The 15,256-nt window shown below is 39.4% G+C and carries 12 protein-coding genes; 10 read left to right on the top strand and 2 right to left on the bottom strand.

The features are described 5' to 3' along the window. Positions 1-124 precede the first annotated feature (124 nt). From ACN0TV_RS01230 to ACN0TV_RS01195, 8 genes are all read left to right on the top strand, one after another. Positions 125-1,285 (top strand): AGE family epimerase/isomerase, encoded by a 1,161-nt coding sequence (locus ACN0TV_RS01230; RefSeq protein ID WP_417359319.1) that lies wholly within the window; start codon positions 125-127, stop codon positions 1,283-1,285. A 10-nt stretch (positions 1,286-1,295) separates the two neighbouring features. Then, a complete protein-coding gene (locus ACN0TV_RS01225) occupies positions 1,296-2,897 on the top strand; it encodes an exo-alpha-sialidase (RefSeq protein ID WP_417359317.1) in 1,602 nt (533 codons plus the stop codon). Between the two features lie 77 nt (positions 2,898-2,974). Continuing rightward, positions 2,975-3,742, top strand: a complete 768-nt coding sequence (locus ACN0TV_RS01220; protein WP_417359315.1) for a creatininase family protein — start codon at positions 2,975-2,977, stop codon at positions 3,740-3,742. Positions 3,743-3,782: 40 nt separating this feature from the next. Continuing rightward, positions 3,783-5,798 (top strand): family 20 glycosylhydrolase, encoded by a 2,016-nt coding sequence (locus ACN0TV_RS01215; protein ID WP_417359313.1) that lies wholly within the window; start codon positions 3,783-3,785, stop codon positions 5,796-5,798. A 4-nt stretch (positions 5,799-5,802) separates the two neighbouring features. Then, a complete protein-coding gene (locus ACN0TV_RS01210) occupies positions 5,803-8,427 on the top strand; it encodes a sodium:solute symporter family transporter (RefSeq protein ID WP_417359311.1) in 2,625 nt (874 codons plus the stop codon). Continuing rightward, positions 8,420-9,922, top strand: coding sequence for a sialate O-acetylesterase (locus ACN0TV_RS01205; protein WP_417359309.1), 1,503 nt, complete (start codon positions 8,420-8,422; stop codon positions 9,920-9,922). Before ACN0TV_RS01210 ends, ACN0TV_RS01205 begins: the two co-directional genes overlap by 8 nt. Positions 9,923-9,951: 29 nt before the next feature. Beyond that, positions 9,952-11,100, top strand: coding sequence for an SGNH/GDSL hydrolase family protein (locus ACN0TV_RS01200; RefSeq protein ID WP_417359308.1), 1,149 nt, complete (start codon positions 9,952-9,954; stop codon positions 11,098-11,100). 141 nt (positions 11,101-11,241) lie between these two features. After that, the gene (locus tag ACN0TV_RS01195; protein ID WP_417359306.1) at positions 11,242-11,616 is read left to right on the top strand and encodes a group III truncated hemoglobin; all 375 of its coding nucleotides are present in this window, start codon (positions 11,242-11,244) and stop codon (positions 11,614-11,616) included. On the opposite strand, the gene ACN0TV_RS01190 is transcribed toward ACN0TV_RS01195, so the two are convergent. Then, on the bottom strand, positions 11,594-11,818 hold the full coding sequence (locus ACN0TV_RS01190) for a hypothetical protein (RefSeq protein WP_417359304.1): 225 nt from the start codon (positions 11,816-11,818) through the stop codon (positions 11,594-11,596). The genes ACN0TV_RS01195 and ACN0TV_RS01190 overlap by 23 nt on opposite strands. Positions 11,819-12,001: 183 nt before the next feature. Between ACN0TV_RS01190 and ACN0TV_RS01185 the strand changes: the two genes are divergently transcribed. Together ACN0TV_RS01185 and ACN0TV_RS01180 are read left to right on the top strand one after the other, a co-directional pair. Then, the gene (locus ACN0TV_RS01185; RefSeq protein WP_417359302.1) at positions 12,002-13,030 is read left to right on the top strand and encodes a Fic family protein; all 1,029 of its coding nucleotides are present in this window, start codon (positions 12,002-12,004) and stop codon (positions 13,028-13,030) included. 303 nt (positions 13,031-13,333) lie between these two features. Further along, positions 13,334-13,543, top strand: a complete 210-nt coding sequence (locus ACN0TV_RS01180) for a zinc ribbon domain-containing protein (protein WP_417359300.1) — start codon at positions 13,334-13,336, stop codon at positions 13,541-13,543. Positions 13,544-14,061: 518 nt separating this feature from the next. Here ACN0TV_RS01180 and ACN0TV_RS01175 read toward each other — a convergent pair. Then, positions 14,062-14,997 carry an NAD-dependent epimerase/dehydratase family protein gene (locus tag ACN0TV_RS01175; protein ID WP_417359298.1) on the bottom strand — a complete coding sequence of 312 codons (936 nt, stop codon included), beginning with the start codon at positions 14,995-14,997 and terminating at the stop codon, positions 14,062-14,064. Positions 14,998-15,256: the final 259 nt, after the last annotated feature.

The following is a 15,256-nucleotide window of genomic DNA, read 5'->3' as shown; positions in this document are numbered from 1 at the left end:
GCAAATCTAACACGCTTTGTATAAAGTCCAACAAAATTATCTGTATTTAAATGTTAACACTTAAACATTAGCAATATAATTAAAAAAAAGTTATATTTGTGCATTATGTATAACATAATAAACTATGAAATACGCAAAAATATATAAAGACGCCCTTTTAGATGATATTATCCCTTTCTGGGAGCAGCATTCCATAGATTCGCAACACAGTGGATTTTTTACATGTTTAAATCGTAAAGGTGATGTTTTTGACACCGATAAGTTCACCTGGCTCCAAGGGAGACAGGCCTGGATGTTTTCGGTATTGTACAACGAAGTAGAGCCTAAAGAGGCTTGGTTGGACATCGCAAAATCGGGAATTAACTTTTTGGTTGATCATGCGATGGATAAAGATGGAAATTTTTATTTTTCTACAACTCGAGAGGGAGAACCCTTAGTTCAGCCTTATAATATCTTTTCAGATTGTTTTGCAGCCATGGCTTTTGCCCAATATGCGAAGGCTACAGGAGAGGACACCTATAGCGAACTGGCTAGAGCTACCTATCACAACATTCTAAAAAAGCAACATAATCCAAAAGGGAAATACGAAAAAAGCACTGGAAATAGAGCTTTAAAAGGTTTTTCACTTCCGATGATTCTATCGAATTTGGTATTGGAGCTCGAGCATATACTGGATCATGATGAGATTGAAAAAACTTTAGATCAGTGCATTTCAGAGGTCACCAAAGATTTTCTAGATCGTTCTACAGGGCTAATTCGGGAAAATGTACAGTTGGACGGAAGCCCGTCAGATACTTTTGAAGGTCGCTTGATTAATCCCGGACATGGAATTGAAGCCATGTGGTTCTTGATGGATATTGGCGTCAGACGCAACGATAAATCACTTATGAAGTTGGCTGCCAATACGATAATAACTACCTTAGAATATTCTTGGGATAAGCAGTACGGTGGGATCTTTTATTTTATGGATAGCGAGGGACGTCCTCCACTCCAATTGGAATGGGATCAGAAACTGTGGTGGGTACACTTAGAGACTCTAGTAGCCTTAACCAAGGCCATGGAACATATAGAAGACGAAAGATTACAGCATTGGTATACTAAGGTGCACCACTACAGCTGGGATCATTTTCCGGATCCAAAATATGGGGAATGGTACGGGTATTTAAATCGTCAAGGTGAACCGCTTTTAGAACTTAAAGGTGGAAAGTGGAAAGGGTGTTTCCACGTACCTAGAGCGATGTATCAATGCTGGAAAACTTTTGAACGAATTGAGAACAAACAATAGATTACTACATATGAAATTTTTTAAATCACTTAGACTACTAAATGTGTTGTGCATAGCTTTTGCTATAGTCTTGACGAGTTGCACAACAGTTAAAGAAACAGATCAGGTAACCGCAGAAGTTACCGATTTTGAAATGCCGATATTGTTGCGAAAAGCCGATAACAAGGTGGTCAAACTAAGCCTAAATCTCGCAGATAGCGCAGCGGCAAAAACATTGGTTGGAGTTCATCTGGATATCCTTGGGGATTTACCAGTTTCTTCCATTGAAAACATCAGTGTGTATAGTGATACTACTGCACGAGTGAATTTCAAAAAAGCAAAACAGTTTGGTAGTGCACAGCCAGCACAAACTGTTGCAGTTCAGGGGAAGCTTCCACTGACTAAGGAGCCACAGAATCTGTGGGTATCTATAGCTCTAAAAGAAGGTGCTGATATCACTAAAACAACTGGAGTTGCTATTGACTACTTAGAGTTTGAAGATGGGTCAAGACTTAGCTTTGATGCTAAAGAACCTCATTTATTAAAGCTAGGCATTGCACTTAGAAATAAAGGTGATGATGATGTACATACCTACAGAATTCCCGGACTTACCACCACTAAAGAAGGCACCCTAATTGCAGTTTACGATATTCGATACAACAGTGCCGTGGATTTACAGGCACATGTTGATGTAGGGATGAATAGAAGTACCGATGGTGGTCAAACTTGGGAGCCTATGCAGGTGATTATGGATATGGGTACCTATGGTGATTTACCACAGGATGAAAACGGCATTGGTGATCCGGCAGTACTTGTGGATCAGAACACGGGTACGATCTGGGTAGCGGCACTATGGTTACACGGAAATAAAGACAAAAGAGCTTGGTGGGCTTCAGACAAAGGAATGACTCCTGAGCAAACAGGCCAGTTTATCTTGGTGAAAAGTGACGATGATGGTAAAACCTGGTCAGCACCAATTAATATTACCCAGCAGATTAAAGATCCTTCCTGGAAATTATTCTTCAACGGCCCCGGGAATGGAATCACCATGAAAGATGGAACGCTTGTTTTTGCAGCACAATACAAGGATGAGAATGCGATTCCTCACTCTACCATAGTTTACAGTAAAGATGAGGGTGAAACCTGGCATGCGGGTACCGGAGCAAAATCTGAAACTACAGAAGCACAGGTTGTAGAACTTAGTGATGGTAGTCTGATGTTGAACATGAGAGATGACAGAAACCGTTCGAATCGTAAGGATTCTTTAAATGGCCGCTCTATTGCTGTAACCAAGGATTTAGGGAAGACTTGGACAGAACACCCTACTTCTAGAAAGGCACTTATTGAGCCTAACTGTATGGCCAGCATCATTTCTTTTGAAAGAGAAGGTCAACAGAATGTATTGTTCTTTTCAAATCCAAATTCAAAGGTTGCCAGAGATCACATGACCATTAAAACAAGTTTTGATGACGGGGCAACTTGGCCAAAGAAAAATCAAGTGGAGCTCTATCAGCAAGGAGGCTACGGATATTCGTGCCTTACTCAGATTGATGAGAATTATATCGGTATCCTATACGAAGGCAGTGGAGATTTATACTTCCAAAAGGTTGCTGTAGAAACGCTATTGGATTAAAAAACTGAAATCAACAGCCTTGCAATTTCCGTTATTGGTATTGCAAGGCTTTACCTTAAATCATAAACACCAAAGAGATGAAAACACCAAGACCGTATGTTTTACAAGAAAACAATTGGAAAGACGTCAAAGATCAGGCCTATACCACAGCGGTACTCCCTTGGGGTGCAACCGAGGCGCATAACTATCACCTTCCTTACGGTACCGATAATTATCTCGCTGAAGCGGCAGCCATAGCAGCAGCAGCTATCGCCTGGGAAAAGGGTGCTCGACCGGTTGTCTTGCCTGTAGTTCCTTTCGGTGTTAACACAGGTCAATTGGATGTTCCCTTGTGTATCAATATGAACCCAAGTACCCAATTAGAGGTGCTTAAGGATATTGTACAAGTCTTAGATTTACAAAACATCGATAAATTGGTAATTGTAAACGCCCATGGCGGAAATACTTTTAAACCTATCATACGCGAGTTAAGTGCACTCTATCCAAAAGTATTTGTCTGCGCCTTAAACTGGTGGCGTGCTGAAGATGGGAATCAATTCTTTGATGACCCGGGAGATCATGCCGGAGAACTCGAGACCTCAGCCATAATGCACCTGCACCCTGAACTGGTTCTTCCTTTGGATCAGGCCGGTGATGGTGAGGCAAAAACATTTAAAATACAGGCCTTAAGTACATGGGTAACCACGCAAAGAAAATGGACTTCAGTCACCAAAGACACCGGCGTTGGTGATCCTTCAAAATCTACGGCTGAAAAAGGTGCTGCTTTCTTTAAAGCCACCACTCAAACCATTGGAGACTTCCTAGTGGAGCTTCACCAGGCTGACACCAAAGATCTGTACCAATAAACCCAATAGCTACAATGCAAAACAACTAAACGTAATTTTTATGCGATTTCCTACTTTATTTTTCTTTTTATGTTCCTTAGTCTTATTGTGTAACCACACTGATCTGCGAGCACAGTCTCCAGCTTTTAAAACAAAGTTCAGTGCAGAAGAATTAAAGGAGGCACCGGTAAAATTAATCCCCTATCCACTACAGGTTAAATGGGGTAAAAAAGCGGTGGCCATTAATGGAATCAAGCTATCTGGCTCAACTCCAAAGGCACTTCAAAACGTATTATCTGGAATTATCATTAGCACCAAAGGAATACCTGTTCAAATCCAAACGAATTCAGAAATCCCTGAGCAAGGCTATTCTCTAGAGGTAAAGAGAAATGGGATCACCATAGAAGCTTCTTCAGAAAATGGGCAGTATTACGCCCTACAAACCCTAAGACAACTTTTTTCTCAAAACGATGGTAAGCTGTCAGTACAGCTGTGTAGCATTTACGATGTCCCGGCTTATGATGTTCGAGGCTTGTTACTGGATGTTGGTCGCAATTACCAGACCATGGACTTTTTAAAGCAGCAATTGGACATCATGGCACAATACAAGCTCAATGTCTTTCAATGGCATCTTACAGATCGACCGGCATGGCGTATTGAGAGTAAAGCATACCCACAACTTACCGCTGCTCAAAACCACCGTCCTACCAGAGATCCCGGTCTATTTTATACCTATGATGAGATCAGAGAACTATTCGCCTATGCTAAGGAGCGGCAGATACAGATCATTCCTGAGATTGATATGCCGGGTCACAGTGATTCCTTTATCACATCCATGGGTTTTAAAATGGAATCTGAGCAAGGTATGGTGGCCTTAAAAGTTATACTGAAAGAGTTCTTTACAGAAATCCCAAAAGAAATGGCTCCGATAATTCATATCGGATCTGACGAGGTGAAGATTGACAACCCCGAGGAATTTCTAAATACCATGATTACCTATTGTAATGATTACGGAAGAGATGTCATGGTTTGGAATCCCGGACTTAACACCGATATGGATGTGATCCGACAGGGATGGCGACCGGAAAAGGTTTCAGGGGATAAGCCTTTTAGGGAAATTGATTCCTGGAATAGTTATGTCAACAACGGCGAGCCTTATGTTCATATTTCAAAATTGTTCTTTAAACCTATTGGTGCAGGTTCAAACAACACTATTTTGGGTGGTATACTTTGCCTGTGGAATGATGTGAATGTGAAACAAGGACCTGACATCATAAAAATTAATCCCCTCTACCCTTCACTATTGACTTACGCATGGAAAACATGGACCGATGATGTCAGTGAAGCATCTAGGGAATACTTAACAAAAATCCCTCCTTATGGCAGTGAAGAGAATACTTACTTTGATGCCTTTGAAGATTATTTAATAGCACATAAGGAGCGCTATTTTAAAGATTTACCTTTTCAATACACACCTCAATCTCATGCGCAGTGGAAACTCGTAGGACCGTTTAAGGACAGTACTGACATTTCCCTTGCTCAGGTCGAGCAGGCTTTTCAAAGCTCAGATTCTGTGAGGTTAGCCACCGGAAACACCATTTATATCCGTGATCGCTTTCAGTTAGGCGGTTATTATCCAGCTGCCAAACCTGGCGAGGTCTACTTCGCCAAGACCAACATCTACAGTGAAACGAATCAACAGCTGCAGGCTTGGGTCGGTTTTGAAACCCCTTATAGAGCCAACAGAGCTTATAATGGTATTCCAAAGGCAGGACAATGGGATGCCAACGGAGGAACCTTTTGGATCAATGGACAGCAATTGCCTGCACCAAAATGGATTAACCCAGGTTGGAAACCACAGGTGACCCAAGGTTGGGGAAACAAGCATGACCAAGAAATTGCATGGGAAGACGAAGAATTGTATTGGACACGAGAGCCAGTGTCCATCCCTCTTAAAAAGGGTTGGAATACTGTGATTTTTAAGGTTCCCGGAAAAAACACCTATCAGAATTGGATGTTCACTTTCGCTCCATTATCTTCTGAAAACCTAAACTATAGCACTAGTAATAAAAATTAAACTCATGGCCTATAAATCATTAAAAACCATACGAAATACATTATTTATTTCCTTGGCGATGATCACCACGGTCTTGGCACAAGAAGTCAAACCAACTCATCTAGAATACAGCAATCTTAAAGATATTCCTACTACAGAATCAGCTCAAAAAAGCATCGGTTATGCCGGAATGTTAGGAGGTATTTACCAACAGCATATTATCGCTGCCGGCGGGGCTAATTTTCCAGACAAAATGCCCTGGGAAGGAGGAGCAAAAGTATGGCATGATCAGATTTTTGTCTATTCCAACGGGCAGTGGGTAACTTCTAATCAAACCCTTCCAGAACCTTTAGCATATACTGCCAATGTTTCTACAGAAAAAGGGATTTACAGTATTGGTGGAAATAATAAAAACGGGCCGAATAAAAGTGTTTTCATTTTCACATATGATGCCATCCAAAAGGATGTTGTAGTTAAAAACGGACCAGAATTACCTCAACCACTTGCCAATGCCGCGGCTGTGTATTTTGAAGGCTACATTTATCTTATAGGAGGAAGTGATGTCAATGGCAGCACCAACCTGTTTTACAGGCTTAATCTTGAAACAGGCACCACATGGGAACAGTTAGCTGATTTCCCGGGGGATCCCAGATCTGTACACTCTGCAGTGGTTCAAGATGACTCCTTTTCTAAAAAAATATATGTCATTGGTGGGAGAAATGAGCAAAATGGGCAAAAGTCCAAAGCGCTTTCCAGCTTTATCTCCTATGACTTGAAACACAGTGTATGGGAAGAAGAAGGTCCTATTGAAATCCAAGGCAAACCTCGCGTTATTATGGGGGCTGCGGTAGAACGTAGTGGTTCAATGCATATCTTAGTTTATGGTGGATCTGATGAAAAATTATTTGATCAGATCGAAAACTACACCCTTAAGGCTAGTGCAAGTATTAATGATTCTATCAAATCATCCTTAACGGCAAAAAAGAATGCCATATTTAAAAATCATCCCGGTTTTCAAAAAGAGGTATTGGCCTTTAATACCATGACCGACACTTGGTCCGTGTACGACACTCTAGAGGATCAAATACCAATAACTACCCTTTCTTTTAAAGCTAACGATCGATTTTATATCGTTTCAGGAGAGGTTGCCCCAGGGGTGCGAACTCCTAAAGTGTATGAATACCACTCCAGTAAAAGCGCCAGTACATTTGGTTGGTTAAACTACGCTGTTATCGCAGGCTACTTTGTAGTTTCCTTGGGAATAGGATTGTATTTCTCCTACAAACAACGCTCCACAAATGATTACTTTGTGGGTGGTGGAAGAATCCCTTGGTGGGCCTCCGGACTTAGCGTTTTTGGAACCCTGCTTAGTGCCATTACATTTATGGCTATCCCTGCTAAGTCGTTCACAACGGACTGGTCCTTTTTCTTTTTAAACATCGCGGCCATTGTGGTGACACCAGTGATCGCCTATTTGTTTATTCCGTTTTTCAACAAACTAAAAATTACCACCGCATATGAGTTTTTAGAGGATCGCTTCAACTATACCGCTAGAGCCTTTGGAAGCTTGTCCTTTATTTTATTCCAACTGGGAAGAATCGGAATTGTATTATTACTTCCCTCACTTGCTATTTCTATCGTTACTGGAATTTCAGTGGAAACAAGTATCCTGATTATGGGGATCATATGTATCGTGTATACCACTTTTGGAGGTATTGAGGCGGTAATTTGGACCGATGTATTCCAGGTCATTATTCTAATGGGCGGAAGTATATTGGCAGTGATTTGGATTTTGAGCCATACCGAAATGCCGTTTGGTGACATGATAACTTATGCCGATGCCAAAGAGAAATTTAATGTTATAGACCTCAGTTTTAATTTCACTGATTCCACCTTCTGGGTAGTCTTTATAGGAGGACTTGCCTCGGCTATGGTGAGTCAGGGAACAGATCAAACTATTGTTCAACGTTATCTCACCAGTTGTGATCTTAAAGATTCAAGAAAAACCTTATACACCAATGCGGTGCTTATCTTACCAGCTACCATTATATTTTTCGGGGTAGGAACATTGTTATTTATATTTTACACCGAGATGCCGGAGCGACTTAGCCCTGGAATCTCCAATAACGATTCAATCTTCCCGTGGTATATTGTCAATGAATTACCCAAAGGTATCTCCGGACTATTGATCGGTGGTATATTCTCCGCTGCCATGTCTAGCATCTCTAGTAGTTTGAATTCTGTTTCAACGGCGTTTTGTAATGACTTTTACAAGCGTTTCAATCCAAAAGGAAGTGATCAAAATTTATTAAAGGTCGCACGTATTGCTACTGTTGCCATTGGAATATTCGGAATTATATTTGCGTTATGGATGGCCAATTCCAATATCAAATCCCTTTGGGATCAGTTCTATAAATTCTTAGGATTATTTACTGGTGGCCTTGGAGGTATGTTTCTTTTGGGAATGCTTACCAAAAGAGCCAATTCTAATGGTGTTATCATTGGGCTTGTACTCAGCGCCCTTGCAACTTGGTTCGTCAGCATGTATACTGATATTAACTTCCTCATGTATTCACTAATTGGTATGGTGAGTTGTTATGTATTCGGATACCTATTTAGTTTACTATTTAAAAAACCAGCTCATGTATAAATCTGTAATGCTTTGCCTTCTATTTCTTGGCTCACTCTCAAAAACCTATAGCCAGCTCACTGTAGACAAACACTTCAGTGACCATATGGTTCTGCAAAGAGAGCAACCAATTACCTTAAGCGGAAATGCGCTGCCTGAGGCATTAGTTCGTGTTGAGTTTGGTGTAATTCATTTGCAAACCTCAGCGGATTCTAATGGGCATTGGTCTCTAGTGTTGCCTTCACAAAAAGCACAAAACACCCCGGCCTCACTAGTGATTCGGACTGAAAAAGAACAGATCGAACTAAAAGATGTTTTAGTTGGTGACGTATGGCTGTTAATAGGACAATCTAATATGGAATTTGAGCTGCAAAAGGAATCCCACTACGAGCAAGAAAAAAACAAGCTTCAGCAGCCTTTACTTCGATTTTATAACCCGAGTTTTGCCGGAAAATATATTTACAATCGTCATTTCAAAGATTCTGTCTTGAATCGCCTTACCCCTGAACTCTTCTATAGTGATGTTGATTGGCAAGTCAGTGACTCCACTAGCGCACCATCAATGAGCGCGGTAGGCTATTATTTTGCTCGTCGTATAATAGCGGAAGAAGAGATTCCTGTCGGACTAATACACCTAGCTATCGGAGGAGCTCCGCTTGAGAGCTTTATTTCAGTCGAAGCTTTGGCAAGTGATCCTGGATTTTCTAAAAAAGTAAGGGGGAATTGGTTATATAATGATGCCTTACCCGATTGGATTCGTGAACGTGGTCGACAAAATGTTGGCAAGCGATTTATTTACGCAGATCAATTCGGTCCTAATCACGGATATAGACCTGGATTTGCATACACCAGCGGAATTAAAGGCTTAAAAAATTATCCTATTCGCGGAATTCTTTGGTATCAAGGTGAGAGTAATGCACAGGAAGTTGATAGGGTTATGGAATATAACGATCTACAGAAACTTATGGTTTCACAGTTCAGAACACTGTGGAAACAGCCCGAGCTCCCTTTCTATTATGCGCAGCTTTCCTCCATTGACACCGTACGTTATAAGGGACAGCTTTGGCCTTTGTTTAGAAATGAGCAGCGACTGTTTTTAAATAGTACCGAGAACACAGGAATGGCGGTAACATCAGATATCGGTGCGCAGCATGATGTACATCCAAGGGATAAAAAAACAGTAGGTGAACGCTTATCTCGTTGGGCACTCAGAGATGTCTATCATCATGACATTATAGTATCGGGACCACTAGTGAGCAAGGTGGAGTATCGTGGTAACCAACTGATGATTCATTTTGATTCCGTTGGAAAAGGATTGACATTTGAAGGAGATCGTCTTGTTGGTTTTTACCTTGACGGTAAACCGGTCAAGGCACGAATCAAAGGTCGCATCGTAGTCATCCATGTGAAAGAAAAGCCAACTGAGGTAGCCTATGGTTTTGCCTCTTTTAGCAAGGGTAATTTGACCAATAAAGAGGGACTCCCAGCTTCGAGTTTTATTTTAAAAGTGCAGTAAAAAGAACTGGATAAAAATACAATAATAAAATGTTCGTAACATCTATAATTCTAAAGTTGCAGTTTTTTGGACGGGATCAAGCAACTATTGGAAGCGTTATACTAGGGCTAATGTTTGTACTATGTACAAGCGCACTCTCAGCTCAACACAAGGATGAGGACTTAAATTGGAAGTCTATTTCTGAATTTAAAGTCTTTGGAAGTTTAAACACTTTTGATAATGGAGCGGTTAGACGTTTTCCGGATTCCCTACATAAAGATCTTCGTGAAAGGTTGTGGAATCTTTCCGGGAATACTGCCGGATTCTATATTAAATTCAAAACAGATTCACCTTTCATTAAAGTGAGCTATACCCCTAGTGGGGAATTGAGTTTTCCACACATGCCTGCCACCGGGGTAAGTGGTGTGGATCTTTATTTAAAAACCGACCAAGGGTTTGATTGGGTTCGCGGAGGATATTCATTCGGAAAAACCGTTAATTATACCTTTTCACATATAAAATTAGCAGATGGAAAGCATGAGTTTTGGCTCTACCTTCCGCTTTATCAATCGATAGCAGACTTTAAGGTTGGAACCCCTAAAGCATACTCCTTAGTTCCTATCCGAGAATCAGGGGATCAAAACCCCATTATCGTATATGGAACCTCTATCGCACAAGGGGCTTGCGCCAGCCGAGCCGGTATGGCTTGGACTAATATTTTAGGGCGTAAGCTTCCCTACCCTGTGGTCAATCTGGGGTTCTCAGGGAATGGGCGATTAGAAACTGAGGTCATTGATTATATGGCAAATTTTAAGGCGAGTGCTTTTGTCTTAGATTGTATGCCTAACTTTACCAGTGGACAAGGGTTGAGTCCTGAAGCGGCTATAGCCCGATTAACAGCTTCAATCACCACACTTAAAAAGAGTCATCCTAATACGCCAATTCTTATCGTGGAGCACGCAGGATACTCAGATGGGGAAGTTCAAATAAATAGATACCACACCTATAACCAGCTCAATAAGGCAACAAAAGAAGTGTACAACCAATTAAAATCGACCTATGATGGTTTGTACTTACTGACTAAAGAAGAAATTGGTTTGACTTCCGATAGCTTTGTTGACGGAACCCACCCAAATGATCACGGTATGTTGCAATATGCCCAGGCCTATGAAAAGGCTTTGAACGAATTATTGAAATAAACAACCTTGAAGTTTTTGATTAATCTCATCATAAAGCATTTATTTTTCATATTACTTAAGGGTATCTTTGTAAGGATTTAAGGAACCATACCACAATTAGAATGGTGTGGTACATTTAGCATACCCATAAAAAATGAAATAATGGTTAAAGAAGATATTCAAACGCTGGATGACATTAAACTTTTGGTTGACCAGTTTTATGGCAAGATCCGTGAAAACAATCTACTCGGCCCAATATTTGATGGCGTAATTAAAGATAAATGGCCAGAGCATTTGGATAAAATGTATCGGTTTTGGGAAAGTATCCTCTTAGGAAACAACACCTATAACGGAAGACCTTTTCCTCCCCACGCCGAACTTCCAGTACAGTTAAAGCACTTTGATCAGTGGAAGGCTCTGTGGTTTGAAACGCTTGATGAACTCTACCAAGGAGAAGTTGCCGATATGGCCAAATGGAGAGCCACGAAAATCGCAGAAGTTTTTCACGCTAAAATCAGTTACTTCCAAAACCAATAGTTAGTACGGACTTGGAAGTAATCCATTCGAATTTCTGACTTTTATTTATCTCTTCATTCTCTTGCCGAATGGATGTCCACCCGTGTTTCAAAGCTACTTCGTGAGCTGCTCGCTGAGCTTCGAATCCTATGCAGTAATCCAGCATTGTCTTTCCTTGTTCGTCGATCCGATTGACTAAAATATGGATGTACCTATATTTCACTTCTATAGATATCTGTAGATAGGGATCATAAAACATCCGTTTGCAATTCGTTAAAGAATGTAGTTAAGCTATATATCTATTTCTTGAACTTGCTTTAATATTTATAGCTCATTTATGTTGCTTTTATAGCTCATGTTTTCATCTAAATGAGCTATATTTACATATTAAAATGAGCTATAAGGAATGAAAGAGGAGATTGTATTAGATTTTATCAGGAATAATCCATTGACCACTTCAAGGGATATTTACCATGGATTACAAGAATCTTTTAGTTATGCGACTGTTAAGCGTATTTTAAAGAAGCTGTATGATGAGGGGCTTATTGTTACTGACGGTAAGAAGAGAGGCACGAGCTATGCCCTGAGTTCACCTTATGATCTTTTTTATCCCTTAGATATTAATGAGTATTTTAAAAATGAACAGGATCAAAGAAAGATAAAAGATACGTTCGATTTTGGCATTCTAGATGTTTTAATTAGTGTTAGCTTATTTACTCCTGAAGAGGATAAGTATCTAAATAACTTACACGAGAAGTTTTTAGAAAATATTTCAAAATTATCTCCTTCGTCATACAATAAAGAATTAGAGCGTTTGGCTATTGATCTTAGTTGGAAATCTTCTCAAATTGAGGGGAATACCTATTCGTTATTGGAAACGGAGCGGTTGCTTAAAGAAAAAGAGACAGCGTCTGGTAAACCGAAAGACGATGCATTAATGTTGCTTAATCATAAGGAGGCATTAAATTTCATAATTGAACATCCCGATTATGTTGTTCCTTTAAACATAAGAAGTATTGAGGATATTCATAGTATCTTAATCAAGGATTTAGACGTTGACCGAAATATCAGACAACACAGAGTAGGTATTTCAGGTACCAATTATGTGCCTCTGGATAATGAATATCAGATCCGAAAAGCTTTAGATGCGATGTGTAATTTGATTAATATAAAAGAAAATCCTTTAGAGAAATCTTTGTTGTCCCTAATCTTGCTTTCTTACATTCAAGCATTTGTTGATGGGAATAAAAGAACGGCTAGAATTGTAAGTAATGCTATTTTAATTGCTGCAGGCTATTGTCCGATTTCTTTTAGGACTGTAGATTCTATTGAATACAAAGAGGCTATGCTTACCTTTTATGAACTCAATAATATTAGTGCGTTTAAACGTATTTTTATTTCGCAATTCGAATTTGCTGTAAAAACTTATTTTTAAAGACTGTACCTGATTTGTCCCTCTAGTGCTTCAACTGTCTGTAAACGAGGTTGAGTTACTTTCTGTATCGGGTAAATAGGCTCTGGTAAGTTTTTTCTGCCCAAAGTTAAACCCCTGTATACAAATGCAATGTCTTTCCTGTTACCTGATTTCATTTGCTCCATAAATCTGCTGTCCTTGATATTTCAGTTAGATTTTATCTAAGTGTGTAACTAAGTTAGGGCAGCAGATAGAGCTTTTTACCAAAGGTATACTTCATAATTTATTTATCTGTTATTATTCTTTAGAGGGCAAAATAACGATGTGTGTAAACATATTGGTAAACGAACTGCCAAGCACTTTAAGTGCAACAACTTTGGAAGCCATATGGACGCGGATGTAAACGCATCGATCAATATCGCTACCCTTGGACGCGCCGTAAACCGCGATGAAAAATCGAATGCTATGTGTTGCGATATTGCTCATCTAGCTTCAGGTTTAAAACCCAATCCATCGCTATGCGTGGTTGGGTAGTTTATTCAAATTAACCTATAAGATAAATCAATAGCGTCCTAAACGTTTAAAAAAAAAGAAAGGGAATTCTGTATCTCAAATTAAATGTACTGTAAAAAAATTACGGCAAAATATTGTTTTTGTATTTAATTCTTCAATAATTTGAAAACAATACGGTTTACGTTTACAACTACATGATATCGAGTAATCTAACCTTGTTTCAAACAATTCAGACAGACAGTTTTTTTTCAATTTGATAAGTGGGGTAGTTAAATAGGAAAGCCCCTAAACATCGAATTTTATATTTTATTTTCCTAGAATACGAAAAAGAATGACAGAGTAACAACAGTGGAAGGCTCTGTGGTTTGAAACTCTTGATGAACTCTACCAAGGAGAAGTTGCCGATATGGCCAAATGGAGAGCCACGAAAATCACAGAAGTTTTTCACGCTAAAATCAGTTACTTCCAAAACCAATAAATAGTACGGCCTTGGAAGTAATCGAATCGAATGCCTATTATAATTTGAACAGATCGAGGTACTAACCGATATGTTTTAATATATCTTCAGTCATCTGTTCTATGCCATAGTCATGTTGCCAATTCCAATCTAGGCGTGCCTGGGTATCATCGATACTATTTGGCCATGAAGATGCGATCTGTTGTCTAAAATCCGGCTTGTATGTAATCTTAAAGTCAGGATATCTTTTAACGATGGCTTGATGAAGATCCTTAGGGGTAAAGCTGATGGCAGCAACGTTATACGAAGAACGTATGCTAATATCTTTAGTTGGAGCTTGCATTAAATCTATAGTTGCTTTAATGGCATCTGGCATATACATCATTGGAAGGTACATGTCTTCAGCTAAGAAACACTCAAAATCTTGTTTGTTAACCGCTGCTCTAAAAATATCCACAGCGTAATCTGTAGTCCCTCCACCGGCGAGTGATTTATATCCAATTAAACCAGGATACCGAATACTTCGAACATCCACTCCATATTTTTGGTTATAGTATTCACACCAACGTTCACCTGCTAATTTAGAAATACCGTAAACCGTGGTCGGATCCATGACACAATGTTGTGGCGTATTATCCATGGGGGTGTTTTGTCCAAATACAGCAATGGAAGATGGCCAATAAATTTTGGAAATTGCACCAGTTCTACCGAGCTCCAGTACACTGAGCAAACTATCCATATTCAATTGCCAAGTAAACAATGGATTTTTCTCTCCAGCAGCAGAAAGGATGGCCGCTAAATGATATATCTCCGTAACCTGATGGGTTTCGACCAGGGATACTAAACGATCCTTATCCATCACATTCAGGGTTTCAAAAGTACAGTAATCAAATTTCTCAGCTGCTGCCTCATTAATATCCGTAGCAATGATATTTACAGCACCAAAAGTACTTGCTAATGCTGCTGTCAATTCGGACCCTAATTGTCCTCCTGCCCCAGTAATTAGTATTTTACCCATTAAAAAGTTATTAATTTTAGTAAAAAGTAAGTAATTGAAAATTTATTGTTTTCGTTTACACAAATATCTTTAATTTTTTCACACCTCCTAGCATTCCCAAAATATTTTTATTTCAAACGTTTGAAATTACATTGTAGAATTATCAAGAGTTTAGATGATTTTTTAAACACAAGTTCCAACTTCTTATAATTTGATTAAACTATTGCTAATGAAATATCAAAATTAGATACTATTTATTAAAAGTTAATCTTGCCTTAAC

Source organism: Galbibacter sp., assembly GCF_048266365.1.
In the GTDB taxonomy this organism is placed as follows: domain Bacteria; phylum Bacteroidota; class Bacteroidia; order Flavobacteriales; family Flavobacteriaceae; genus Galbibacter.
This window is presented reverse-complemented; position numbering and strand designations above follow the sequence as displayed.

Excerpts from the sequence above, each read along its gene's own strand:
- ACN0TV_RS01175 (WP_417359298.1), bottom strand. The coding sequence starts at position 14,997 with ATGGGTAAAATACTAATTACTGGGGCAGGAGGACAATTAGGGTCCGAA.
- ACN0TV_RS01225 (WP_417359317.1), top strand. The coding sequence starts at position 1,296 with ATGAAATTTTTTAAATCACTTAGACTACTAAATGTGTTGTGCATAGCT.
- ACN0TV_RS01220 (WP_417359315.1), top strand. The coding sequence starts at position 2,975 with ATGAAAACACCAAGACCGTATGTTTTACAAGAAAACAATTGGAAAGAC.
- ACN0TV_RS01195 (WP_417359306.1), top strand. The coding sequence starts at position 11,242 with ATGGTTAAAGAAGATATTCAAACGCTGGATGACATTAAACTTTTGGTT.
- ACN0TV_RS01215 (WP_417359313.1), top strand. The coding sequence starts at position 3,783 with ATGCGATTTCCTACTTTATTTTTCTTTTTATGTTCCTTAGTCTTATTG.
- ACN0TV_RS01200 (WP_417359308.1), top strand. The coding sequence starts at position 9,952 with ATGTTCGTAACATCTATAATTCTAAAGTTGCAGTTTTTTGGACGGGAT.
- ACN0TV_RS01185 (WP_417359302.1), top strand. The coding sequence starts at position 12,002 with ATGAAAGAGGAGATTGTATTAGATTTTATCAGGAATAATCCATTGACC.
- ACN0TV_RS01230 (WP_417359319.1), top strand. The coding sequence starts at position 125 with ATGAAATACGCAAAAATATATAAAGACGCCCTTTTAGATGATATTATC.
- ACN0TV_RS01205 (WP_417359309.1), top strand. The coding sequence starts at position 8,420 with ATGTATAAATCTGTAATGCTTTGCCTTCTATTTCTTGGCTCACTCTCA.
- ACN0TV_RS01210 (WP_417359311.1), top strand. The coding sequence starts at position 5,803 with ATGGCCTATAAATCATTAAAAACCATACGAAATACATTATTTATTTCC.